Here is a 22,451-nt window from a genome sequence, read left to right as displayed (position 1 = left end):
GCCATGCGATCACCTCCCACGGGACTCGGAGCGCTCCGACGGCCCGAGTACACCGGCGAGAACCGGTGTCTGCCGTGTACCGCCGTGAACGTCGCGATCTCGTTCGTCCTGGCGGGCGTTCTTGGAGCCGTCACGGCCCCCCCGGTCGGGGCGGCCGCACTCGTCGTGTTCCTCACGGCCGTCTCGCTCCGCGGCTACCTCGTTCCCGGAACGCCGGAACTCACCGAACGCTACCTGCCGGCGTCGGTGCTGGAGCTGTTCGGGAAGGAACCGATCGAAACCCGTTCGCTCGAGGACGACGACGCGGACGACCCCTGGGACGTCCTCGTCGCCGCCGGCGTCGCCGAGCGGACGCCCGACGGCGCGCTCTCGCTCGCGGACCGGTTCCGGACGGAGCTCCGCGGCGAGACCGAGCGTCGAGAGGCGCCGGACGCCGACGACGTCGCGGCACTGGTCGGCGCGGACGAAGCCGTCGAACGCGGCTCGCGGGCGTACTCGATCGACGGCAACCGCCTCCTCCGGTGGGAGTCCGACGCCGCGCTGGTCGCCGACGTCGCGGCCGCGTCCGTCCTCCGGGAGACCGTCGACGGCTGGACGGCCCTCGAGCGCGACCGACGCCTGGCGCTTCTCCGACGGCTGCGGCTCCTGCTCGAGCGGTGTCCGGCCTGCGGCGGTGCGGTCGATCGGTACCGCGAGCGGGTCGACCCGTGCTGTCAGCCCACGCACGTCTCGGCCTGGGCCGCCTGTCGGGACTGCGAGGCGGTCCTCGGGGACGTCACCGTTCCGGAAAACGAGGGGACGTCCTGGATCGACGCGCTCGAGCCCGCCGAGGGGGCGGCGGTCGCCCCTGACTGATCCCTCCGTAAACCGATCGCGCCTCACGGACCGTCGCCGGAGGCGACCGTTCGAATGCGACCGCTACGTGAACGATTTCACCCGACAGTACGAACGCAGGATCACCGACGATACCGAACTCTCGAGCGCGAATCGTCCTCCTCGATCGAGAACCGAAAACGAAAGGAGTGCTCCGACAGGAATTCGAACCACGCGAGACGCTCGCTGCGCTCGCGTTTCTCTACTTCGAATCCCGTGATCGAGTTCACGGTGTGACTCGCACACACTCTGCGGTGCTCATCGAGTAGTTCGTCGTAGAAGTGCTCCGACAGGGATTCGAACCCTGGTCATTGCCGTGAGAGGGCAATATGATTGGCCGGACTACACCATCGGAGCGCGGTCGGCTTCTGCCTGCACTCTTTCGTAACGCCGTGTAATGTTTAAGCGTTCCGTTTCGATCCGGCTCTGGCGCGTCGTAACACGGGCCTCGGTGCCCAACGCGCCCCTACTCGTCGAACGGCGACTTCGCCGCCTCGGGCTCGTACCCCTCGAGGCTGATGATGTTCTCGCGGCCGACGCGGAGCTTGCTGATGCTCCCCTCGCGTTCCATCTCCGAGAGCAGCATGCTCACCTTCGACTTCGACCAGCCGGTCTCCTCGACGATGTTGACCTGCTTCATCCGTCCGCCGTTGTCTTGAACGAGCCTGATCACCCGGTCCTCGTCGGTCAGGAGTTCGTTCTCGGTGAGCGATTCCGACGCCGACTCCTCCGCGGTCGCCGCCTCCGGCTCGGGCTGCGGGCCGATCGGTTCGGTCGATTCGGTCGCCTCGCTCGAGGGCGGTTCGTCGTCTCGGCTCCGGTACCAGGCGACGGCGATCACCGCCCCGATGACGACCGCGGTCGTTCCGAGCAGCGCTGGCCACGAGAGCAGGAACCCCTCGGAACCGTCGGCCGTTCCCGCGGTGTCGCCGCTGCCGACGGCGTCGGCGTCTCGCAACACGACGCGGGGATTGCCCTCGAGGAACTCGCGCTCGCCGGTCCAGGTCATCGAGGTGGCGTTTTCCATCGTGGTGCCGGTGTACTCGCCCTCGGGCTCGGCGGCGGTGATCACGAGGTCGCCCTCGGGTTCGATCACGAGCGACTGATCGGCGCCCAGGTACAGGTTCTGGAAGACGTCGCCGACGACGATCCGATCCTCCTGGACGTCGGCGAATCCGTTCCAGACGAACGACATCTCGATGACTCCCACTGCGTCGGGACGGTACTCGGTCGTCGCCGAGCGGTTGTACGCGGTCGTTTCCATCTCCCGGTCGGTCGCTTGCGATCCGGTGTCGGCGAGTGCCTTGGACTGATCGGTGAACCGCTCGTAGAGTCCGGTCTCCTCGCTTTCGAACTCCTCGGCGAACGCGGCGAAGTTCTCCTCTTCTTCCTCGTCCGCGAGCCGCCGCTCGTGTCGGAACGTCCAGGTCGCGCTCCCGTTCTCGTGGACGGTGATCTCGAAGGCCGTGCTGTCGAAGTCCTGCGGCTCGAGCTGCTCGAGCGAGCGGGTCGTCGGCGCGGGCTCGGACGCCGCGAGCGACGACTGGTCGCCGCCGACCGAACCGACCATCGCCACCGGGAGGCTGAGACCGGCGAGCACGACGACAACGACGAGGATCCCGACCCCGACGGGGACCGACCGAGTCATTCGTCCGCTACTACGTGCCGTAGCTCAAAATGGTTGTGAATATCCGAGTCCGTCGTTCCCCGTCGCGTCGGGGACGCGAGGTCGACACGCACAAGCCCCCCGGCGCTGTACGGCCCTCCATGATCACGAATCTCGCCCAGGGCGTGCAGGCGTTTACCAGCAACGTCTTCCTCGTTACCGGCGAGCGAACGGTGGTGGTCGACCCCGGCGCGAACTTCGACGTCGTGGACCGTCTCGAGTCCGAAGTCGACGATATCGACGCGGTCGTGCTCACCCACACCCACCCCGACCACGTCGGCAATCTCGAGGCCGTCAAATCGGCGTTCGACGTCGAGGCCTGGGGGTACGATCCGTCGATCGACGGCGTCGACCACGGAATCGCCGACGGGGAGACCGTGCGACTGGGCGACCACGAGTACGTCGCCGTCCACACGCCGGGGCACAAGGACGATCACCTCTGTTTCTACTCGGCCGACGCGGGGATCCTCCTCGCGGGCGATCTCGTCTTCCAGAACGGCAGCTTCGGGCGAACCGACCTCGAGGAGGGCGACCGCGAGACGCTGATCGAGAGCATCGACCGCCTGCTCGAGCGCCTCTCGCCGGACCTCGAGGAGATGCACACGGGTCACGGCCCGAGCGTAACCACGAACCCCTACGACCACGTCGAGCTCTCCTCGCGGATGGCCCGGCAGGCCTAGACGCGGCCCGCGGCCTCGAGCAGGGCGTCGTAGGCGTCGGCGTAGGCCGTCGCGACCCGTTCCGGGTCCTCGCGTTCCTCGCCCGTAAGCGGCGGCAGCCGAACCCGCTCGAGGGGATCGAGGTAGTCGAGGACCGTCGGCACCCGCTTCTCGAGACTGCCGTCTCTCGGGCTCGAGCTGGCGACCTCGCAGGCCCGGCAGTAGCGATCTCCGGGGTAGATACGGGCCCGACCCGGTTCGACGGCCGCGACCGCGGCGATCGCCGCGGGGTCGAGATCGGGCAGCGGTCGGGCGATGTCGCCGTAGGATTCGACGACGGCGACGTCGGTCGCCTCGAGTTCGTCCGCCAGCGCGTCGAAGGCCGGCACGTATCGGTCGGTCATGACCGCGTTGAGCTCGTCGACCGACTCGACGGGGATCGCGTCCTCGAGGGGCAGCGCCGAGGCGACCCCATCGGGGACGGGGACGGTGGCGTTGCGAACGTAGGTCGATCCGTCGGGGCCGCCGACCCTGTCCACGACGAACTCCCGGTCGGTCTGCCCGAGCAGCCCCGTCCCGCCGCCGGGGCTCGGCCGCCACAGCCGGTGGACGGGGTTGAGTCGCTCCGGCTCTCGTCCCCGACCCTCCGCGGCCGCGAGCCGCGTGGCGTCCTTGCCGTACAGCCGTCCCTCGGCGAGCGCGCGCCGACAGTCGTCGTGGTCGAACCAGTAGTCGTTTCCGGCCCGAGGCTTGGCGCCGACCGCGCCGGTGCGCTCGAGCAACCCGGTCGAGAACGTCGTCTTGCCGGCGTCGACACGGTCGGCACCGACCACGAGGAGGATCATTCCTCTTTCAGTCCGTAGAACCCGGGCTCGTCCTCGTCGCGGGGCTCAGCGACCACGAGGTCGTCGGCGTTTACCATCACCCACGGGATCGCCCAGTCCAGCAGGATGTCCTCGGTCTCGCGGTCGATGTCCGCGTCGGGCTCGATCCCCTGGAGCAGGCGCGCGATCTCGTAGACGGTGTACATTTGATCGTCCTCGAACAGCTCCGCGGGCGTGTAGAAGTCACAGGGCGGGAGCTGGTCGAACTCGTCTTTCGGAACTGGCATGGACGTTGCTATCGGCGCGGCGCCACAAGACCGCACCGGTCTCGGCGTCGAAATCGGCTCGAGCGCGGCCTCCAGTCGGCGGCCGCTCCCGCGAGGCGAGGGCTGTCGCTGGGCGGCTGACGGCGACAAAAAATACGTGGGTTGCCAGGTCGTCGCTTACTCGAAGTGGTCGAGACACTTCTCGTACTCGTCGGCGGCCTTGTCCCAGTCGACGACGTCGAAGAAGCCGTCGATGAACTCGCCGCGGTCCGGGCCGTAGTCGTAGTAGTACGAGTGCTCCCAGACGTCGCAGGCGAGGATGGGATGGGCGCCCCACAGCGCGTGGAGGTCGTGGCGGTCGACCTTGAGGTTGCGCAGCTGCTTGGCGACCGGGTCGTACACGAGCAGCGCCCAACCGCCGGCGGCGCTCGCGGCGGCCTCGAACTCGCCCTTCCAGGCCTCGTAGGAGCCGAAGTCCTCCTCGATGCGGTCGGCGAGGTCTCCCTCGGGTTCGCCGCCGCCGTCGGGGGACATGTTCTCCCAGAACAGCGTGTGGAGGTAGTGTCCACAGCCGTTGTGGGTGACGTTTTCCATCGCGGCCGGGGTCGACTCGAAGTCGCCGTTCTCGCGGTTCTCGGCGAGTTCCTCCTCGGCACCGTTCAGGCCGTTGACGTAGCCCTGGTGGTGCGTGTCGTGATGCCAGGTGACGACCTGTTCGGAGATCGCCGGCTCAAGCGCGTCGTAGTCGTACGGAAGTTCGGGAAGTTCGTGATCAGTCATAAGTACACCTCTATGCGTCGTATCGACAGCTCGCCTGTTAAGCTTTGAGGATGGGAATGCTACCACCCCACAGGGCGCGGAAGCGAGAACGGCGTCCAGGCGCGAGGATCGACTGACGACGGCGCGGTCGGTCGGCTACAGCTCTTTGTGTTTCGCGTGTTCGAGCCACTCCTCCAGCGAGGGCTGGCTCCAGTAGCGGACCGTGTCGCTGCGCGGGTCGTGTTCGAGCAAACTGGTGTCGGCGAGCTTCGGCAGATGGGAGTGTTGCAGCTCCGTCCGGACGGTCAGCCGGTGCTGATCGGCCTCCGTCTGGCCGACGTGTCCGGTCTCGTTTTCCAGTCGGACGATCGCGTCGGTCAGCTCGTCGACGTCCGCGACGCCGTCGGTCCGGTCGGAGAGACAGTACAGCGCGTACCGCCGCCGCCGGTCCGAGAGCAGATCGAAGATCAGATCCAGCGCGGGAGTCGTCGTCGAAACCGATCTCGAGTCCTGTTCTCGCTTACGCATCCACGAACCACCTACCGTGAGTTACCATTCGAAACCACCGGGTTCGTCTACTACAGCCCGTACATTAGATGTTCCGTCTATGTATTCCGGCAGCCACTCTAATTTAACAAATAGTATCTAGGATAAAAATATGCTCCAGAAGCGGACGACGATCCCGAGAGGCGACGGCTCGTTACTCGTAGAGCCACTCGGCGTCGTGTTGCTCGTAGTCGACGAGTTCGTCCTCGTCGAAGTGCAGCGAGATCTCCCGCTCGTTGGCGCCCTCGTCCTCGTGGTCGGCCGCGTGGACGACGTTCCGACCGAGGTCGAGCGCGTAGTCGCCCCGAATCGTTCCGGGCTCGGCCTCGAGCGGGTCAGTCTCGCCGATCATCTGGCGAACCTGCCGGGTCGCGTCCTGGCCCTCCCAGACCATCGGGACGACCGGACCCGAGGTGATAAAGTCGACGAGGTCGTCGTAGAACGGCTTGTCCTCGTGCTCACCGTAGTGTTCCTCGGCCCGCTCGCGGGGCATGTTCTCGATCTTGATGCCGACGAGCTTGAGCCCGCGCTCTTCGAGTCGGGAGACGACCTCGCCGACCAGCCCGCGCGCGAAGGCGTCGGGCTTGACCATCACGAAGGTGCGCTCGGCGTCAGCCATCAGGCCTCACTCTCCTCGAGATCCTCGGTTTCGTCGACCGTCTCGTCGCCGGCGGGAACGTCCTCGTCCTCGTCGACGTCGGCCTCGGCCTCGAGGTCCTCGTCTTGGTCGGCGTCCTCGTCGGCGGGCGTGTCGGCCTCCGCGGGACCCTTGCCGGCGCGGCCGGCCTCGGTCCACTCGAGGTCGCGGGGTTCGCGGCCGAGCTTGTAGTTTTTCTCCGCCTTCGAGTCGACGAAGTGGAGCACGGTGCCGTCGTTGCGGACGTACATGATGCCCGTTCCGGGCTCGATCTCCTCGCCCGTGTAGTCGCAGGTGCGTTTCTCGACCATTATTGTCCTCCGATGGAGTCGGCCTCGCGAGCGGTCTCGCGAAGCTGGAGTACGTCTCCTTCGCGGACCGGCCCGAGGCAGTTTCGGGTGATGATTCGTCCCTGGTTTTCGCCCTCCTGGATGCGGCACTTGACCTGCATGGCTTCGCCGTGCATGCCGGTCTTGCCGACGACCTCGATGACCTCGGCGGGCGTGGATCCGCTTTCGTTCTCTTCAGCACTCATCTCAGGTCACCTCAGTCGAGATCCTCGACCTTGTTGGCGATCTCTTCGACGTCGTCGGACGCCTCGCCGGCGTCGACGATCGCCGCGGCGGCCGAGCCGACCTCGAGGCCGGCGGCGTGGCCGACGTCGTCCTGGGTCTCGACGAAAACGACGGAGATGCCCTTCTCGTCGGCGAGCTCGGGTAGGTGCATGACGATCTCCTCGGGGGAGACGTCCTCGGCGACGTAGACGAGTTCGGCGTTGCCGCGCTCGATCGCTTTGGTGGTCTCGTTGGTTCCTTTCTTTACTCGTCCGGTGTCTCGTGCGACCTCGAGGGCCTCGAGGGCGTCCTCGGCGAGGTCGGCTGGGATGTCGGTTGTGACGTAGACTGACATTGGTTGTTCACCTCTCCTACGCGCGGGCTCGCGCTCCCCTGCCATCCGGGCTGGGTCCCGGGCCGGCGCGGTGCCGGCGGAAGTCCTGTGAGGCTAGGAGCATCATCAACCCCGCGTAGGGTGTACTACCGGATAGCGCTGCCCTCCTTAAAAGCGTGTCCAAACGCTCGAGCGGGTGGGACCGGTCCGCACGACCGGTAGCGGCGGTTTCGGATCGAAACTCGCAGCGCGGCGCTCGACCGCGAGACCGTGGCCTCTTACCCGCCGGACGACGACCCGAGACCATGATCGCGGACGACGCCGTCGAGCTCGCCCGGTCGCTCCGGGCCGAGGCCGCGCGGACGAACGAGCGACGGGCGCTGGTGCTCGCCGGCGACCGGGAGCGAGGGTACGACGCGCTCGAGGACGTCCTCGACGCGCTCGCGGTGCCGATCACCCGGACGACGCTGGTGGGGCCCGCGGATCGACTCCGCTGCGAGCGACTCGCCCAGAGCCGGGCCGGCGAGTTGCTGGGGACGACCAGGGACGTCGTCGTCCTCGACGCTCACGACGAGCTCCGGCCCGACGCCCTGGGAAAGCTGGTCGGAACGATCGACGGCGGCGGACTCTTCGTGTTGCTGACGCCGCCCCTCGCGGACTGGCCCGATCGCCGGGACGGGTTCGACGAGTCCCTGGCGGTGCCGCCGTTCTCGCTCTCGGACGTCACCGGGCGGTTCAGACGTCGGCTCGTCGAGACGCTGCGCGCCCACCGCGGGATCGGCGTCGTCGACCTCGAGGACGGCGTCGTCGACGATGGCCTGACCGAGCCGGCTCCGAGACGCGACGGCGACGACGAAGGGCTCGAACCCCCGTCCGAACACCGGTTTCCGACCGCGGCCTACGAGGCCTGTCGCACCGCCGACCAGGTCGACGCCGTCGCCGCGTTCGAGGCGCTGTTCGAGGCTCCGGCGGCCGTCGTCCTCGAGGCCGACCGCGGCCGCGGCAAATCCAGCGCCGCGGGGCTGGCCGCGGGCGCCTTCGCCGCCGCGGACGAGGACGTGCTGGTGACCGCGCCCGCCTCGCGGAACGCCCGGGAGGTGTTCGACCGGGCGGGGGAGCTCTGCGAGACGCTCGGCGTCGTCGAGGTCGCCGAGCCACGCCGGATCGAGACGACCGCCGGCGGGCGCGTGCGCTACCGCGAGCCGATCGAGGCGATCGAACGGCTCGGGGACGCCGACGTCGTCGTCGTCGACGAGGCCGCCGCGTTCCCGGTGTCGGTCCTCGAGGACCTGCTTGCGGCCGAGCGGATCACCTTCGCCACGACGGTCCACGGCTACGAGGGTGCGGGTCGAGGGTTCTCGGTCCGGTTCCGCGATCGGCTCGCGGAGAGCGACCACGCCGTGACCGAACGGGTGCTGGCGGAGCCGATCCGCTACGCGGCGGGCGACCCCCTCGAGGTCTGGGCCTTCCGCGCCCTGCTGCTCGACGCTCGCCCGCCCGTCGCACAGCTGGTGGCCGACGCCAACCCCGACTCGGTCGCGTACCGACGGCTCGAGCCCGAGGCCCTGCTCGCCGACGAGGGGCTCCTGCGGGAGGCGTTCGGGCTGCTCGTGCTCGCCCATTACCGCACCGAGCCGAGCGACCTCGCCCGGCTGCTCGACGCGCCGAACCTCGAGGCCCGCGCGCTCGTCCACGAGGGACGGGTCGTCAGCGTCGCCCTGCTGGCCCGCGAAGGGGAGCTCTCGGCCGAGCAGCGGGCGATGATGTACGAGGGCGGGCGCATCCGCGGGAACATGCTCCCCGACGTCCTCACGAGTCAGCTGCGGGACGAACGGGCGGGCGAACCCGCGGGGATCCGCGTGGTCCGCATCGCGACCCACCACGCCGTCCGCTCGCGAGGGCTCGGCTCGCGGCTGCTCGCGGAGATCCGCCAGGAGTACGGCGACGCGGTCGACTGGCTCGGCACCGGGTTCGGCGCGACCCCCGGCCTCCTCGAGTTCTGGCGCGCGAACGGCTACGCGGCGGTCCACGTCTCGACGACCAGAAACGACGCCAGCGGCGAGTACTCCGCGCTCATGCTCTCGCCGACGACCGAGGCGGGGCGGGAGCTACGCGACCGTCACGCCGCTCGCTTCGCGCGGCGGTTCGGCGCCCTCTGTACGGACGCCCTCCGCGACCTCGAGCCCGACGTCGCCCGCGCGGTCCTGCGGACCGTTCCCGCCGACGCCGCTCCCGCCCTCGAGCTGACCGCCCACGAGTGGCGGGTCGTCGCCGGCGCCGCCTACGGGCCGGGCCTGTTCGACGTCGATCCGGGCCCGTTCCGCGAGCTGGTCGTCCGCTTCCTCGTCGAACGCCCCGGGGACCTCGAGCTGACCGAACGCGAGGAGCGCCTGCTCGTCGTGCGGGCGCTGCAGGGCCGCGACTGGGAGGCCGTCGCCGATCGGCTCGGGTACCACTCCGCCGGCCAGTGTATGCGGGCGCTCGGCGACGCGCTCGTCCCGCTGGTCGACCGCTACGGGACCGAACCTGCGCTCGAGGTTCGGGATCGGTTCGCGGACGGCTGACTCGCGGCGGCGACGGCTACGAGAGGATTCGCCGCAGGATCGCGTTCGGTACGAGATCGAAGAGCCACGCGACGAGGCGCCACCGACGGGTGACGTAGACGTGCGTTCGCTCCCCGCGGATCGCCCGCGCGATCTGCTTTGCTGCGGTCTCGGGCGAGCACATCCAGAACGAGCCGTATGCCAGCTGGGTGTCGACGAACCCCGGCTCGACGGTCGTCACGTCCGGATCGCGTCCGCGAGCCCAGGTGCGCAACCCCTCGAGGTAGGTCGAGACGAACGCCTTCGAGGCGTTGTACGCCGGGACGCCGCCGTTAGCGAAGCGGGCCGCCACCGAGGAGATGCCGACGAGGTGGCCGTCGATTCCGCGCTCCTCGAAGCGTGTTACGGCCGCGGTCGCGATCGCCGCGAACCCGCGGACGTTGACGTCGATCGTCTCCCGTTCGGGTTCCCACGCCAGCCCGCGGTTCAAGGTGGCGGTGCCGGCGCTGACGACGACGAGTTCGACGGGCGGCATCGCGTCGGCGAGCGCGTCGAACCGCTCGCGGGCGTCCTCGGCGTCGGCGACGTCCATCGTCGCGACGTCCGATCGGGTCGGAAGCTCGTCGCCGATCTCCCGGAGTCGGTCGGTGCGTCTGGCCGCCAGTCCCACCTCGTAGCCGTCGGCGGCGAGCTCGCGGGCCAGCGCCTCGCCGATCCCGAGGACGCGCCGACGACGATCGCACCGCGCGCTCGGTCCATAGCGACCCGTTCGACGCGCCGTCCCTAACGGTTCCGAAGGCAGCACGCCTTTGCCGCCGTCGCGTCTGGTATCCCCTATGGTCGACGTGGTTGCGCTCCTGGCGATCGCCCTGCTCGTCGGCGGCGTCGTCGGAACCGCCGTCCCCCTCGTCCCCGGCGGGCTGCTCTCGATCGGCGGCGTCGTGCTGTACTGGTGGGGCTCCGGCTTCGCCGAGCCGGGCCTGGTCTCCCTGCTCGTGTTGCTGACCCTCGGCGCGCTCACCCTATTCGTCGAGTTCTTCGGCGGCTCGATCGCCGCCCGGGCCGGGGGCGCCTCCTGGACGACGACGGGCGCCGCCGCTGTCGTCGGCGTCGCGCTCATGCTGCTCACCGGTCCGATCGGGCTGCTCGTCGGACTGTTCGGAACCGTCTTCGCCCTCGAGTTCGTCCGCGGCGGCGGCGTCGACGCCAGCACCCGATCGGCGCTGTACACGACGCTCGGCGTTCTCGCCTCGACGGCCGCGCAGGTCCTGCTGACGCTGTCGATCCTGCTCGGCTTCCTCGTCGCCGTGTTCGTACTCTGAGGGCAACGACTGAGTCCCCGGCCCTCGTACCGCGCCCATGGACTGCTCGGAGGACGACTGCGACAGGCGAGCCTGCGTCGAACTCCACGTCCCGTGGGCCGAGAACAGGCTCGTCTGCGCGGCCCACGCCCGCGTTCTCGGTCGACGGGACGGCGTCGTCGCGGACCCGCTCCCCGACAGCGAGGACGCCCTCCTCGAGGGAGAGTCGCGAGAGAGTGACGAGGAACGCGGCTGATCGGGTCCGTTCCGCTCGACCCGTTGGGGTCGGACTACCGCCGTCCGTCTCGCCTACGGATGCGCGTAGTACGCCAGGATCGTCTCGCTTCCGTCGGCCTCGTCGGAGGGGGTATCGATCCGGGCGAAGCCGACGCGCTCGAACTGCACCATCTCGTCGGCGGCGAGGTCGGCCACGCCGGGTTCGGCGCGCCCGCTCACGTCGCCGTCCATCGTCCGCATTCGGACGGGGACGCTCTCGGCGGCCGGGACCCAGTGGACCACGTCGACCTCGCCCTCGCGGACGACGTCGAGGTCCTCGCCGGTGTACTGGAGTGCGTCGCGCGTGTACCGGAAACAGCCCAGCCCCTTGAGCCAGATGCGTCCCTCGCGGTCGGGGAGGTCGGCGGGCTCGAGCAGGACGGCGTCGCCCGCGGGAATCTCGCGGACGCCGCGGTCCTCGTGGTTGGGGTGCAGCGGTGGGTTCGCCTCGTCGGGGGGACTGCCGCCCAGCGGCACCTCGGTGCCGTCGCGGACGAGGAACCGGCGGTCGGTCTCCTCGTCGATCAACTCGCGGTTGTTCGCGTAGATCGTACTCATCGCGAGGTCGACGTCGCTGGTCGAGGTGCCGAGTCCGGTCATGGCGTCGACGATCGCCTCGCCGCGGATGCCCCGTCGCCGGAGGCTCTTCAGCGTGGGCGCGCGCGGGTCGTCCCAGCCCTCGAGCTCCCCGTTCTCGATCAGCTCGGCGATCGTCGACGTGCTCATCGTCACGTCGTAGGCGTCGATCTGGACGTGGCCCCAGTGGACGACCTCGGGGTACTCCCAGCCGAAGTAGTCGTAGAGAAAGCCCTGGCGTTTGGCCGAGTCCTGCAGGTCGATCCCACGGATGATGTGGGTGATGCCGATCAGGTGGTCGTCGATCGCCGACTGGAAGTCGAGCATCGGCCAGCACCGGTAGTCGCTCGCCTCCTCGCGGGGGTGAGGGGTGTCGATCATCCGGAAGGCGACCCAGTCCCGCAGCGCGGGGTTCTTGTGTTCGATGTCGGTCTTCACTCGAAGGACCATCTCGCCGCTGTCGTAGACGCCCGCGATCATGTCCTCGAACTCCTCGAGGACGGTCTCGGCGTCTTTCTCTCGGTGTGGGCACGCGTTACCGTCGTTTTTCAGCTCCGAGAACTCCTCGCCCGAACACGAGCAGGTGTAGGCCCCGCCCATGTCGATCAGCTTTCGGGCGTGATCGTAGTAGGTCTCGAGACGGTCGCTGGCCCTGTACGTCGCGTCGGGTTCGAATCCGAGGTACTCGAGGTCCTCGAGGATCGCGTCGTAGGCCTCGAGGTCGGGTCGCTTCGTCTCGGGGTCGGTGTCGTCGAAGCGGACGCAGAACCAGCCGTCGTAGCGCTCCTTGTAGGTGCCGATAACGGCGGGCATCCGCGCGTGGCCGACGTGCCACGGCCCGTTCGGATTCGGCGCACACCGCATCCGGATCTCGTCGTGCTCCTCCGCGCGGGGAAGGTCCGGCAGCTCGTGCTCGTCCTCCTCGTCCTCGGCTTCGATCTCGGCGAGTTCCTCGGGAGCCAGCTCCTCGAGGCGGTCCCGCTTCTCGGCGTAGGCGAGGTCGTTGACCCGCCCGACGACGCCGCCGACGACGCCGGGAATCTCGTCCCCGTGCTCCCGGAAGGCGGGGTTCTCGCTCATCAGCGGCCCCATGATCGCGCCGACGTCGGCGTCGCTCTCGTGTTTCACCGCGTTCAACAGCGCGTGCTTTTCGGCCTCGCGTTCGACCCGTTCGCGCAAGTCGGCGTCCATTACCGTGGGGTATTCGCCGCCCGCTCAAAACCGCAGCGGTGTCGGCTCCCCGAACTCTCGGCGGACGGGAACGGTAGCTCACTCCACTGTCATCAGGCGGGAGCGGGCGGCTGCTTCGCCGTGTCGATCCAGAACCGCTCGATCGCCTCCGCCATCGAGGCGAACTCCGACATGACGTCCGGCTTCGAAAGGTAGGCGTTCGCGGCGTTCGCGTAGCTCTCGGCGATGTCCGCCTCGGCGTCCGAACTCGAGAGCACGAGCACCGGTGGCGGCGGGTAGTCGAGTTCCTCCTCGAGCACCTCGAGAACGCCGATCCCGTCCTTTCGCGGGAGGTTCAGATCGAGCAACACCAGGTCGGGGCGGGGCTCCCCGTCCTCGAGCCCTCGGAAGTACGTCGCCGCCGCCTCGCCGTCGCCGAGGACCCGAAACGAGATCTCGCTCTCGGTCGTGCGGAACGCTTCCTGCGTGAGTCGAACGTCGCCGGGGTTGTCCTCGATCAGGAGCACGTCGATCGGTTCGGTGGGCGTGTGGTCGTTCATACGCTCCATTCGGGACTCGTGTGTGTAAGGGCGGTCCCTACACAGTTGGTACTCGATTTCCCCTACACAGTTAGCTGTAATTGAGTACGCTATTTTCGCTTGAGGGAGGGGTGAGGTGTGTCTCAGGGTCCGTAGGGCCCAACTGATCTCACCGCTCGAGGCGGAGTTTCCGAGCGCGTATCCGGTGGTATCATTTATGTGCCCCGGTCCGGTCAATTCGGTATGGGTGGACCAAAGCGTGTGGGAGAAATACTTTTAGCCGAGGACAACCCGGGGGACGTCCGACTCGCGAGGGAGATGTTCGAGACCGCGGGACTGGAGGGTACCTACCACGTCGTCGGCGACGGCGTCGAGGCGCTCGAGTTCCTCCATCGGCGGGGAGCGTACGAGGACGCGCCCAGACCGGATTTCGTCTTGCTCGACTGGCACCTTCCGAAAACGGACGGCGCGGCGGTACTGGCCGAGATCAGATCGGACGCCGAGCTCCGTGACCTCCCGGTCGTCGTGTTAACCGGAACGCAGCCGGAACTGGAGAAGATCCGATCGGAGCCGCCGCGAGCGGAGGCGTACGTGCTGAAACCGCCCGAACCGGAGCAGTGTCGTCGTCTCGCCGAACGGTTCTGTTCCGACTGAGACGGACCGCCACCGTCGGTTCCGAGGACGATCGGTGCGGTCAGTAGCCGCGCTCGATCAGGTAGTCCGCGATGTCACAGAGGAGTTCGCGGGCCTCGTTGTCCGGCAACACCTCGAGTCGGTTCTTCCCCTGATCGACGAGCTCGCGTGCGCGGTCGGCCGCGTACTCGATCGAGCCGACGCGCTCGAGTTCGCCGACGGCGTCGTCGATCTCGGCCTCCGTCACGGCGTCGACGTCTTCCGTGTCGACCAGCTCCTCGACGTCGACGCCCCGCTCCCGGGCGTGAACCGTAATCAGCGTCTGCTTTTCCTCGACCAGGTCGCTGCCGCGTTGCTTGCCGAGCTTCTCGCTCGGCACGGTCAGATCGAGCACGTCGTCGTGGATCTGGAAGGCGCGACCGATGTCGAGCCCGTAGCCGTACAGCGCGTCGATCGTCTCCTCGTCGGCGCCCTGCAGTATCGCCGGCAGCGCGGCCGAGGCGGCGTAGAGCACGGCGGTCTTTTGCTCGATCATCTCGAGGTACTCCTCGGGCGTGACGTCGGTCCGTTGCTCGAAGTCGACGTCCAGGGACTGGCCCTCGCAGATCTTCGTACAGGTCGTCGCCAGCACCTCGAGGGCGTCGACCGCCCGGTCCGGCTCGGCGCCCGTCTCGAGCATGATCTCGAACGCCTTCGAGTAGAGCGTGTCGCCCGCGAGGATGGCCGTCTCGAGGTCGTACTCGCGGTGGACTGCCGGAACCCCCCGGCGGAGGTCGTCGTCGTCCATGATGTCGTCGTGGATCAGCGTGAATGACTGGATGACCTCGACGCTGACGGCGGCGGCCATCGCATCGATGTGATCCCCGTCCAGGGTGGGGAACTCCCGGTACTCGCGGGAGAGCGGTTCGACGTCGGCCAGCGCCTCCGCGGTCGTCAACAGCACCGTCGGACGGAGCCGCTTGCCGCCCGCGTCCAACAGGTATCGCGAGGCCTCGTAGAGTCGCTCGGGGCGCTGGATCGGCAGTTCCTCGGGGATCGCCTCGTTGACCAGCTCGCGGCGCTGACCGACCGCCTCGAGCACCGCTTCCTCGCGTGCCTCGGGAGTTGTCATATCACTCGACAAGCTGGATGAGGTTGCCGTTGCGCGTCACGTGCAGGTCCCGTCCCATCTGGTAGCCCTCGCTCTCGCAGAGGTTGACGTAGCTGGAGAATCCGCTCAGGTCCTGGTGGGCAGGGATGACGTGCTGGGGCTGGAGCGCGTCGAGCATTTCGTAGTGGCCCTCCTGGTTAAGATGGCCCGAGACGTGGATGTCGTCGTAGACGCGGGCGCCCTGCATACCCAGCAGCTTCTCGGCCTGGTAGCGCTGGCCCTCGTTGGTCGGCTCCGGGATGACCCGCGCGGAGAAGACGACCTTGTCGCCGTTGTCCAGCTCGTAGGGAGTCTCGCCGCGGGCCATCCGGGTGAGCATCGCGCGGGGCTCGCCCTGGTGGCCGGTGACGACGGGCAGGAAGTTCTCCTTGCCCTCGTTCATGATCCGCTTGAAGGTGCGGTCGACGGACTTGCGGTGGCCGAACATCCCCAGATCGTCCGGGAAGTCGACGAAGTCGAGTCGCTCCGCGGTGCCGGAGTACTTCTCCATCGAACGTCCGAGGAGAACGGGCTGGCGGCCGATGTCCTTCGCGAACTCGACGAGGCTCGTCACCCGAGAGATGTGACTCGAGAACGTCGTCGCGACGATCCCGCCGTCGTAGTCCTCCATGCTGTAGAGGACGTCGCGGAGGTGTTCGCGGGCGACGTTCTCACTGGGGGTGCGTCCCTTCTTGTTCGCGTTCGTACAGTCCTCGATGTAACAGAGGACGCCGTTGCCCTCGCGGCCGATCTCGCGGAACCGCTCCATGTCGATCGGGTCGCCGATGACGGGCGTGTGGTCCATGCGCTTGTCCAGCCCGTAGACGACCGCACCCTCGGGAGTGTGGAGTACGGGGTTGATCGCGTCGATGATCGAGTGGGTGACGTTGACGAACTCGAGGTCGACCTTGCCGGAGTCGCCGATCGACATCGTCTCGCCGGCCTCCATCTTCACGAGGTCGTTCTCGACGCCGAACTTCTGTTCGCCCTCGATCTGCTGTTTGACGAGTTCGATCGTAAACGGCGTCGCGACGATCGGTGCGTCGTATCGGTGGGCCAGCTTCGAGATAGCACCGATGTGGTCCAGGTGGCCGTGGGTCGGGACGATCGCCTGCACGTCGCCCTCGAGGTCGCTCATGATCCGATCGTCCGGAATAGCGCCCATGTCGATCAGATCGAGACTGTGCATCCGTTCGGTTTCGACGTTGTCGTGGATCAGAACCTGCGAGAGGTTCAGGCCCATGTCGAAGATGACGACGTCGTCCCCGGCGCGAACGGCAGTCATCTGCCGTCCGACTTCCTCGTAACCGCCGATCGTTGCAATTTCGATTTCCATAGTTGCTAGCACTGAAAGCCGCGTGTGGACTCTCACTGAAACGGTCCGCGGACTCCCGGTTGTGCGGCCCCGGCGTCTTACAGCGCGTCGGCCATCCCGCTATGCGTTCGTGCGGCGTTCCGTGCCGAACAGTCCACAGCGACGCTGTGAACCGCGAACGCACTTGCCCGCGGGTACGTTAGCCCTACCTACACGCTCGGGTGTTAAAAACGCAGTGGGTTGGGTTTTCCGTCAACACGACGATCAGTTACACCGGTTCAGAAACGCCGGATCGCTTCCGTTCGCCGGGTCCTTGGTTGGGTACCGTTCGGCCGCTGCCGTATAAACCCGGACCGATTAGGGAAGCCGAACCGTGTCTCCCCCATGGGAGCTGATCGGTTCGACGACGCGGGAGAGACAAGGCGGAACGTGGCGATGGGTTGGCTCGTCGTTGCGTTTCTCGCAGCGATCACCGTTCGACAGGGCGCCGTCGGCTCGTACCGCTGGTTTTTCCTCAGCGCGCTGGCGATCGCGCTGACGGTCCTGCCCGCGGTCGCGCTCCGGGATCCGTACGCCGTCCCGCCGTGGGAACTGCTGGCGCTGGTGGCGATTCCCGTCGTCGACGCGGCGATCCTCGGCGAGAGCGTCATTTCGCCGATCGCCGTCTACCTCGCCGTCGCCGCGGTCGCGTTGATCGCCGCCGTCGACGTCCACACCTTCACGGCGGTCCGGATGAACCGCCCGTTCGCGGTCGCGCTCGTCGTCATCGCGACGCTGGCGGTCGGGGCGACCTGGAACATCGCCCAGTGGATCGCCGACGCGACGCTCGGAACGGCCTACCTCGTGGGCGATCGGAGCCAGGACGCCGCCAACCACGCGATGATGATCGACTTTCTGTACGCAGCAGGTGCCGGCGCGGTCGCGGGCGTGCTCTTCACCGGCTATCTCCGCCGGCGCTCGCTCGCTCCGATCGCGAGCGCCGACGCCTCCCGTGAAGCGCCCGAGGACGAACCCGATCCGACGCCGTCGCTCGTCCGCGATCGGCTCGGCGTCTCCGAGGACCGCATCAGGCAGTTCTCGTGGGCGATGCAACTCGCGCTCGCCGCCCTCCTCGCGTACGGACTCGTCGCCCGCGACGTGACGACGATCACCAACGCCGGCATCGCCCTGGCTGTCACCTACCTGCCCGCGCTCTTCGAGCGCAACTACCGACTGCCCATCGAACCCGAACTCGTCGTCTGGCTGACCGCGGCGGCGTTTCTCCACGCGCTCGGCTCCGCCGGACTGTACGGGATCCTCGGCCAGTGGGACAGCCTCACCCACGCGATGTCAGCCTCGCTCGTGGCGGCGACGGGGTACACGATCGTGCGCGCGGTCGACCTCCACACCGAGGAGGTGTACCTCCCAGTGAAAACGATGTTCGCGTTCATCCTGCTGTCGGTGCTGGCGGTCGGCGTCGTCTGGGAACTCGCCGAGTTCGCCCTCGGGCTCGCCGCCCAGCGGTTCGGATTTCACGCGGCCCTCGCCCAGCACGGCATCGACGACACCGTCGGCGACCTGCTGTTCAACCTCGTCGGCGCCGTCGTAGCCGCGACGCTCGGGACGACCTACCTGACGGATGTCTCGTACCGGCTCGCCGACCGATTCGACGGCTGACGTGGACGGCGGGCTCCGACCTCGGTTCGACTACTCGATCGTCGTCCCCGGCTCCGCACCCTCGAGAAACGGCTCCAGCCCCTCGAGCCCGAAGATCGAGGCGTCGGCCTCGAGCTCGAGCAACGCTCGCACCTTCGCCGCCATCCCCCCGGTGACGTCCGTCGACGCGCTTTCGCCCAGCACGTCCGCGACGGTCCCGTAAGATTCGATCCGCTCGACGACCCGGTCGTCGGCGTCGAGCACGCCCGGAACCGTCGAGCAGAGTCCGATCCGATCGGCCTCAAGGTCGGCCGCCAGTTCGGCCACGAGTTCGTCGCCGCTGACGATCGTCGCGCCCTCGCCGGCGTGGGCGATCACGTCGCCGTGGAGGACGGGGACGAACCCCTCCGCGAGCAGCGTCGCGACCTGCCCCGTCGGCAGGTGGAGCTCGCCGGCGGCGTCGCGGTGGCCCGCCGAGAACGGGTGGACCGGAACCGCGGGAACGTCCCGCTCGAGCAGCCGCGAGAGGACGAACCGGTTCAGCGTCGTCATCGCGCCGTGGATATCGTGGACCGCAGTCGGGTCGCGGGTGCCCGCGCTCGTGCTGACGCCGTGCTCGCTGGCGTTGTGGTGGCCGAAGCTACCGCCGCCGTGGACGACGACGAGCCCCTCCGCGAGCGCTTCCGAGGGGGCCGCGAGCGCGTCGGCGACGGCGTCCGCGGCTCGATCCAGGGCCTCCCCGTCCAGCGTCTCGGCCCGGTCCTTGTCGGTGACGACGCTGCCGCCGAGTTTCAGGACGATCATTCGAGTCGCTTCACCCCCGAATCGGCGAGCTCCGCCCGGAAGGTCTCCTCGCAACCGGGCGTGTACGAGAGGGCGGTCTCGGTCTCGTCGGTCGGATCGAGCGCGACGATACAGCCCCCGCCGCCCGCCCCGGTCAGCTTCGCCCCGCGGGCGCCGGCGTCCCGGGCCGCCCAGACCATCGCGTCCAGCGAGCGCGAGGACACTCCCAGCGCCGACAGCAACCCGTGGTTGAAGTTCATCAGTCGGCCGAGCTCCTCGAGGTCGCCCGCCTCGAGGGCGTCCTCGCCGTTGCGGACGACGTCGCCGATCGCGCCGACGGTGTCCTCGGCGAAGGGGTACTCCTCGCGGAGCCGTCGCACTCCCGCGACGAGTTCGCCCGTGTCGCCTGCCCCGCCGTCGAACCCGATCACCAGCGGGAGGTCGGGCGCCTCGATCGAGCCGCAGTCCTCGCCCTCGACGCGGACCGCCCCGCCCGTCGCCGAGCAGAAGGTGTCCGCGCGGGAGGCCTGTCCATCCTGAACCTCGTACTCCGTCCTGAAGGCGCGTTCGGCGATCTCGGTGGGCTCGAGGGTAACGCCGAGTTCTCTGGTCGCGGCGTCGATGGCGGCGACGACGACCGCCGCCGAGGAACCGAGTCCCGCGCCCAGCGGGATGTCGCTCTCGATGGTGACGTCGAAGCCGACCTCTCTCTCGCCGGTAACCTCTCGGACCTGTTCGATCGCGCCGTCGACGTAGCCCATCGCCGCCGTCACCAGCGATTCGGGGACGTCGACGTCGGGTTGCCCGTCCGCGCTCCCGCCGTACTCGACCGTAAACCCGTCCAGGCTGAGATCCTCCGCGTGGACGCGGAGCTTCCCGTCGGCGCGTCGTCGGACGCCGACGCGTGCCCGCCGTTCGATCGCACACGGCACCGCGGGCTCGCCGTAGACGACCGCGTGCTCCCCGAAGAGATAGACCTTGCCGGGGGCGCTCGAGCGTGTCATACCCGGCCGTTCGAACGACGACGGTTAATAGTTGACTGTGTCGCCCGCGCGGGCTACAGGAGGAGAACGGCGACCAGCCGATAGACGATGCCGACCGCGAAGATCGCGATCAGGCCGACCGTCGACAGTATCACCGGCAACGGTATCTTCTCCGTTTCGAACTCGAAGACGTGCTCGAGCATGCCTTCGCTTCGAACGAGAGGAACCTAACCCTATCGCTTCGATCCAACTGACGGCGAGAAAAACGGTATCGAACGCCTTAGACCGTGCTCTCGAAGTCCTCGAGCGCGTAGGACGGCTCGGCGCCGCGGCGGTCGAGAACCTCGTTGGCGAGCAGCCAGTAGACCACGGAGAGGGCCTTGCGACCCTTGTTGTTCGTGGGGACGACCAGGTCGACGTTGCTGACCTGGTTGTTCGAGTCGCACATCGCGATGACCGGGATGCCGACCGTAATCGCCTCTTTGACGGCCTGGGCGTCGCCGATCGGGTCGGTGACGACCACGACGTCGGGCTCGATGTAGCCGTCGTACTTCGGGTTCGTCAGCGTGCCGGGGATGAAGCGGCCGGTGCGGGCGCGGGCGCCCACGGCCTCGGCGAACTTCTCGGCAGGGAACCGACCGTACTGGCGGCTCGAGGTGACCAGGATCTGCTCGGGGTCGTAGTTCGAGAGGAAGTCCGCGGCCGTGCGGATCCGCTGGTCGGTCTTCGAGACGTCCAGCACGTAGAGCCCGTCGGTCCGGACGCGGTGGATGAACCGCTCCATGTCCTTGGTCTTCTGCTGGGTGCCGATGTGGACGCCGGCGCCCAGGTAGTCTTCGACGGGGATCAGCAGGTCGGCCTCCTCGTCGCTCATAACGTCGTCGTCGAGGGTCGGCCCCGCATTGTCTTCGGCCTCGGCCTCGTCGGCGTCGGCGGGCTGTTCGGCTGCTGGCTCGACGTCCTCGTCGGGTTCGGCGGCGGGGCCGGGCCCTTCGGCCGGCTCCTCGTCGATCTCCTCGTCGGCGGCGTCGAGCCCTTCTTGGGTCGTGTCGTTTTCTGTCATGTCGCGTCGTCTGCGATTCTGATGAGCTCGTTGAGCTTCGCGGTTCGCTCGCCGCCGACGGCGCCCGTCTTGATGAAGGGCGCGTCGGTCGCGACGGCGAGGTGTGCGATCGTCGCGTCCTCGGTCTCGCCCGAGCGGTGGGAGACGACCGAGTCGTAGCCGTGCTCGCTCGCGAGCTCGATCGCGTCGAAGGCGTCGGAGAGCGTCCCGATCTGGTTCGGCTTGATCAGGATGCTGTTGGCCGCGTCGCGATCGATACCCTCGCGGAGCCGCTCGGTGTTCGTGACGAACAGGTCGTCGCCACAGACCAGCGTCCGCTCGCCGACCGCGTCGGTGAGCTCGGCGAAGGCGTCGTAGTCGTTCTCGTCGAGGGGATCCTCGACGTAGGCGAGGTCGTACTCCCGAACCAGGTCCGCGACGTACTCGATCTGCTCGTCGGTGTCGCGGCTGACGCCGGCGGAGTCGTACTCGTAGGTTTCTGACTCGGCGTCGTACATCTCGGCGGCCGCGACGTCGAGCCCGAATCGGATCTCGAAGCCGACCTCGTCTTCGACCGTCGAGACGGCCTCGTCGACGATCTCGAAGGCCTCCTCGTCGTCGATCGAGGGCGCCCACGCGCCCTCGTCGCCCTTCCCCGAGGGGTGGTCGCGCTCCTCGAGAACGTCCGCGACTGCGCCGTGGACGGCCGCGTTGGCGAAGACGGCGTCCTGAACGCTCGGCGCGCCGACGGGCGCTGCGAGGAACTCCTGGATGTCGGTCGCGTCGGCGGCGTGTTCGCCCCCGCCGACGACGTTGCCCAGCGGGATCGGGAAGTTGTTCCCGCGGAAGGTCCCGCCGAGGTGCTGAAAGAGCGGCGCGCCGAGCACGTCGGCGCCGGCCTTCGCGGCGGCCATCGAGATCGCGACCGCGCTGTTGGCGCCGATCTTCGAGAAGTCGTCGGTGCCGTCGGCGGCCCGAAGCGCCGCGTCGATCTCGCGCTGGTTGCCCGCGTAGGTCTCGCCGACGAGCCGCGGGACGGCGTGTTCGCGGGCTGCGGCGATCGCCTCGCCGGCCGGTAGTTCGATCGCCTCGAACTCGCCGGTGCTCGCGCCGCTCGGTGCCGCGGCGCGGCCGAAGCCGCCGCTCTCGGTGATGACGTCGGCCTCGACCGTGGGGTTGCCCCGCGAGTCGAGGATTCGGCGGAGCCGGACGTCGGTGACCAGCGTCACCGCTTGCCACCCCGTCGTACCGTAAACGGCAGGACGTCCGCGTCGTACTCCTCGGCGGCGATCAGGATCGGCTCGCTCCGGTCGGTCTCGATCAGCACCGGTGCGCCGTAGGAGATCTGCAGCGCTCGAGCGCCCAGAATCCGCGCCTTCTCGTATCGGTTGTGGCGTTCCTGTTGCAT

The 22,451-nt window shown here is 68.3% G+C and carries 26 protein-coding genes, 1 tRNA gene and 1 pseudogene; 7 read left to right on the top strand and 21 right to left on the bottom strand.

Translation table 11 applies throughout. The annotated features are described in order from the left end of the window. Window positions 1-3: 3 nt before the first annotated feature. Window positions 4-855, top strand: a complete 852-nt coding sequence (locus GWG54_RS09580; RefSeq protein ID WP_167937552.1) for a hypothetical protein — start codon at window positions 4-6, stop codon at window positions 853-855. 300 nt (window positions 856-1,155) lie between these two features. Here GWG54_RS09580 and GWG54_RS09575 read toward each other — a convergent pair. Both GWG54_RS09575 and GWG54_RS09570 read right to left on the bottom strand, forming a co-directional pair. After that, window positions 1,156-1,230 (bottom strand) — tRNA-Glu (locus GWG54_RS09575). Window positions 1,231-1,339: 109 nt separating this feature from the next. Then, the gene (locus GWG54_RS09570; RefSeq protein WP_167937551.1) at window positions 1,340-2,521 is read right to left on the bottom strand and encodes a helix-turn-helix domain-containing protein; all 1,182 of its coding nucleotides are present in this window, start codon (window positions 2,519-2,521) and stop codon (window positions 1,340-1,342) included. Between the two features lie 119 nt (window positions 2,522-2,640). Here GWG54_RS09570 and GWG54_RS09565 point away from each other — a divergent pair, with 119 nt between their 5' ends. Then, entirely contained in the window at window positions 2,641-3,219 is a 579-nt protein-coding gene (locus tag GWG54_RS09565; protein ID WP_167937550.1) for an MBL fold metallo-hydrolase, read from the top strand. Here GWG54_RS09565 and GWG54_RS09560 read toward each other — a convergent pair. The 8 genes from GWG54_RS09560 to rpl7ae form a co-directional block, all read right to left on the bottom strand. Then, window positions 3,216-4,043: an ATPase gene (locus GWG54_RS09560; protein WP_167937549.1), complete on the bottom strand. Its 828-nt coding sequence runs from the start codon at window positions 4,041-4,043 to the stop codon at window positions 3,216-3,218. The two genes, GWG54_RS09565 and GWG54_RS09560, sit on opposite strands and share 4 nt — an antisense overlap. After that, entirely contained in the window at window positions 4,040-4,309 is a 270-nt protein-coding gene (locus tag GWG54_RS09555; RefSeq protein ID WP_167937548.1) for a DUF5827 family protein, read from the bottom strand. The genes GWG54_RS09560 and GWG54_RS09555 overlap by 4 nt, the downstream gene beginning before the upstream one ends. A 156-nt stretch (window positions 4,310-4,465) precedes the next feature. Then, window positions 4,466-5,068, bottom strand: coding sequence for a superoxide dismutase (gene sod, locus GWG54_RS09550; protein WP_167937547.1), 603 nt, complete (start codon window positions 5,066-5,068; stop codon window positions 4,466-4,468). A 135-nt stretch (window positions 5,069-5,203) separates the two neighbouring features. Next, window positions 5,204-5,575 (bottom strand): hypothetical protein, encoded by a 372-nt coding sequence (locus tag GWG54_RS09545; protein ID WP_167937546.1) that lies wholly within the window; start codon window positions 5,573-5,575, stop codon window positions 5,204-5,206. 172 nt (window positions 5,576-5,747) lie between these two features. Further along, complete coding sequence (ndk, locus tag GWG54_RS09540) at window positions 5,748-6,212, bottom strand: nucleoside-diphosphate kinase (RefSeq protein ID WP_167937545.1); 465 nt, start codon at window positions 6,210-6,212, stop codon at window positions 5,748-5,750. Continuing rightward, window positions 6,212-6,541, bottom strand: a complete 330-nt coding sequence (locus GWG54_RS09535; RefSeq protein WP_167937544.1) for a 50S ribosomal protein L24e — start codon at window positions 6,539-6,541, stop codon at window positions 6,212-6,214. The genes ndk and GWG54_RS09535 overlap by 1 nt, the downstream gene beginning before the upstream one ends. Next, window positions 6,541-6,765 (bottom strand): 30S ribosomal protein S28e, encoded by a 225-nt coding sequence (locus GWG54_RS09530; protein ID WP_005557920.1) that lies wholly within the window; start codon window positions 6,763-6,765, stop codon window positions 6,541-6,543. Before GWG54_RS09530 ends, GWG54_RS09535 begins: the two co-directional genes overlap by 1 nt. Window positions 6,766-6,776: 11 nt before the next feature. Next, entirely contained in the window at window positions 6,777-7,139 is a 363-nt protein-coding gene (rpl7ae, locus tag GWG54_RS09525) for a 50S ribosomal protein L7Ae (RefSeq protein ID WP_008424415.1), read from the bottom strand. 284 nt (window positions 7,140-7,423) lie between these two features. On the opposite strand from rpl7ae, the gene tmcA reads away from it, so the two are divergent. Continuing rightward, window positions 7,424-9,682, top strand: coding sequence for a tRNA(Met) cytidine acetyltransferase TmcA (gene tmcA / locus GWG54_RS09520; protein WP_167937543.1), 2,259 nt, complete (start codon window positions 7,424-7,426; stop codon window positions 9,680-9,682). Between the two features lie 16 nt (window positions 9,683-9,698). On the opposite strand, the pseudogene GWG54_RS09515 reads toward tmcA, so the two are convergent. After that, window positions 9,699-10,420, bottom strand: a pseudogene (locus GWG54_RS09515) (SDR family NAD(P)-dependent oxidoreductase). Between the two features lie 77 nt (window positions 10,421-10,497). Between GWG54_RS09515 and GWG54_RS09510 the strand changes: the two are divergent. Both GWG54_RS09510 and GWG54_RS09505 read left to right on the top strand, forming a co-directional pair. Further along, window positions 10,498-10,983 carry a DUF456 domain-containing protein gene (locus GWG54_RS09510; RefSeq protein WP_167937542.1) on the top strand — a complete coding sequence of 162 codons (486 nt, stop codon included), beginning with the start codon at window positions 10,498-10,500 and terminating at the stop codon, window positions 10,981-10,983. A 37-nt stretch (window positions 10,984-11,020) separates the two neighbouring features. Then, window positions 11,021-11,218 (top strand): hypothetical protein, encoded by a 198-nt coding sequence (locus GWG54_RS09505; protein WP_008424424.1) that lies wholly within the window; start codon window positions 11,021-11,023, stop codon window positions 11,216-11,218. A gap of 53 nt (window positions 11,219-11,271) precedes the next feature. On the opposite strand, the gene GWG54_RS09500 is transcribed toward GWG54_RS09505, so the two are convergent. Beyond that, a complete protein-coding gene (locus GWG54_RS09500; protein WP_167937541.1) occupies window positions 11,272-13,005 on the bottom strand; it encodes a glutamate--tRNA ligase in 1,734 nt (577 codons plus the stop codon). Between the two features lie 92 nt (window positions 13,006-13,097). Beyond that, a complete protein-coding gene (locus GWG54_RS09495) occupies window positions 13,098-13,544 on the bottom strand; it encodes a response regulator (protein WP_167937540.1) in 447 nt (148 codons plus the stop codon). 222 nt (window positions 13,545-13,766) lie between these two features. On the opposite strand from GWG54_RS09495, the gene GWG54_RS09490 reads away from it, so the two are divergent. Then, window positions 13,767-14,177, top strand: coding sequence for a response regulator (locus GWG54_RS09490; RefSeq protein WP_167937539.1), 411 nt, complete (start codon window positions 13,767-13,769; stop codon window positions 14,175-14,177). Window positions 14,178-14,217: 40 nt separating this feature from the next. On the opposite strand, the gene idsA3 is transcribed toward GWG54_RS09490, so the two are convergent. Further along, window positions 14,218-15,267: a geranylfarnesyl diphosphate synthase gene (gene idsA3, locus GWG54_RS09485; RefSeq protein ID WP_167937538.1), complete on the bottom strand. Its 1,050-nt coding sequence runs from the start codon at window positions 15,265-15,267 to the stop codon at window positions 14,218-14,220. 1 nt (window position 15,268) lies between these two features. Next, on the bottom strand, window positions 15,269-16,621 hold the full coding sequence (locus GWG54_RS09480; protein WP_167937537.1) for a ribonuclease J: 1,353 nt from the start codon (window positions 16,619-16,621) through the stop codon (window positions 15,269-15,271). A 363-nt stretch (window positions 16,622-16,984) separates the two neighbouring features. Between GWG54_RS09480 and GWG54_RS09475 the strand changes: the two genes are divergently transcribed. Beyond that, complete coding sequence (locus GWG54_RS09475; protein WP_167937536.1) at window positions 16,985-18,256, top strand: hypothetical protein; 1,272 nt, start codon at window positions 16,985-16,987, stop codon at window positions 18,254-18,256. A 30-nt stretch (window positions 18,257-18,286) separates the two neighbouring features. Here the strand turns inward: GWG54_RS09475 and GWG54_RS09470 are convergent, their stop codons facing one another. The 6 genes from GWG54_RS09470 to GWG54_RS09450 form a co-directional block, all read right to left on the bottom strand. After that, window positions 18,287-19,039 carry an isopentenyl phosphate kinase gene (locus GWG54_RS09470; RefSeq protein ID WP_167937535.1) on the bottom strand — a complete coding sequence of 251 codons (753 nt, stop codon included), beginning with the start codon at window positions 19,037-19,039 and terminating at the stop codon, window positions 18,287-18,289. Next, window positions 19,036-20,022: a mevalonate kinase gene (gene mvk, locus GWG54_RS09465; RefSeq protein WP_167937534.1), complete on the bottom strand. Its 987-nt coding sequence runs from the start codon at window positions 20,020-20,022 to the stop codon at window positions 19,036-19,038. The genes GWG54_RS09470 and mvk overlap by 4 nt, the downstream gene beginning before the upstream one ends. 53 nt (window positions 20,023-20,075) lie before the next feature. Continuing rightward, on the bottom strand, window positions 20,076-20,204 hold the full coding sequence (locus GWG54_RS21175) for a hypothetical protein (RefSeq protein ID WP_280842096.1): 129 nt from the start codon (window positions 20,202-20,204) through the stop codon (window positions 20,076-20,078). A gap of 77 nt (window positions 20,205-20,281) precedes the next feature. Continuing rightward, window positions 20,282-21,064 carry a 30S ribosomal protein S2 gene (gene rpsB / locus GWG54_RS09460; protein ID WP_008424443.1) on the bottom strand — a complete coding sequence of 261 codons (783 nt, stop codon included), beginning with the start codon at window positions 21,062-21,064 and terminating at the stop codon, window positions 20,282-20,284. Beyond that, window positions 21,061-22,272, bottom strand: coding sequence for a phosphopyruvate hydratase (gene eno / locus GWG54_RS09455; protein ID WP_167937533.1), 1,212 nt, complete (start codon window positions 22,270-22,272; stop codon window positions 21,061-21,063). The genes rpsB and eno overlap by 4 nt, the downstream gene beginning before the upstream one ends. After that, window positions 22,269-22,451: a DNA-directed RNA polymerase subunit K gene (locus tag GWG54_RS09450; RefSeq protein WP_008424457.1), complete on the bottom strand. Its 183-nt coding sequence runs from the start codon at window positions 22,449-22,451 to the stop codon at window positions 22,269-22,271. The genes eno and GWG54_RS09450 overlap by 4 nt, the downstream gene beginning before the upstream one ends.

Source organism: Natronococcus sp. JC468, from assembly GCF_012163165.1.
Lineage (GTDB): Archaea > Halobacteriota > Halobacteria > Halobacteriales > Natrialbaceae > Natronococcus > Natronococcus jeotgali.
Note: the sequence above shows the minus strand (reverse complement) of the source record. Positions and strands in the feature narration are given on the sequence as shown.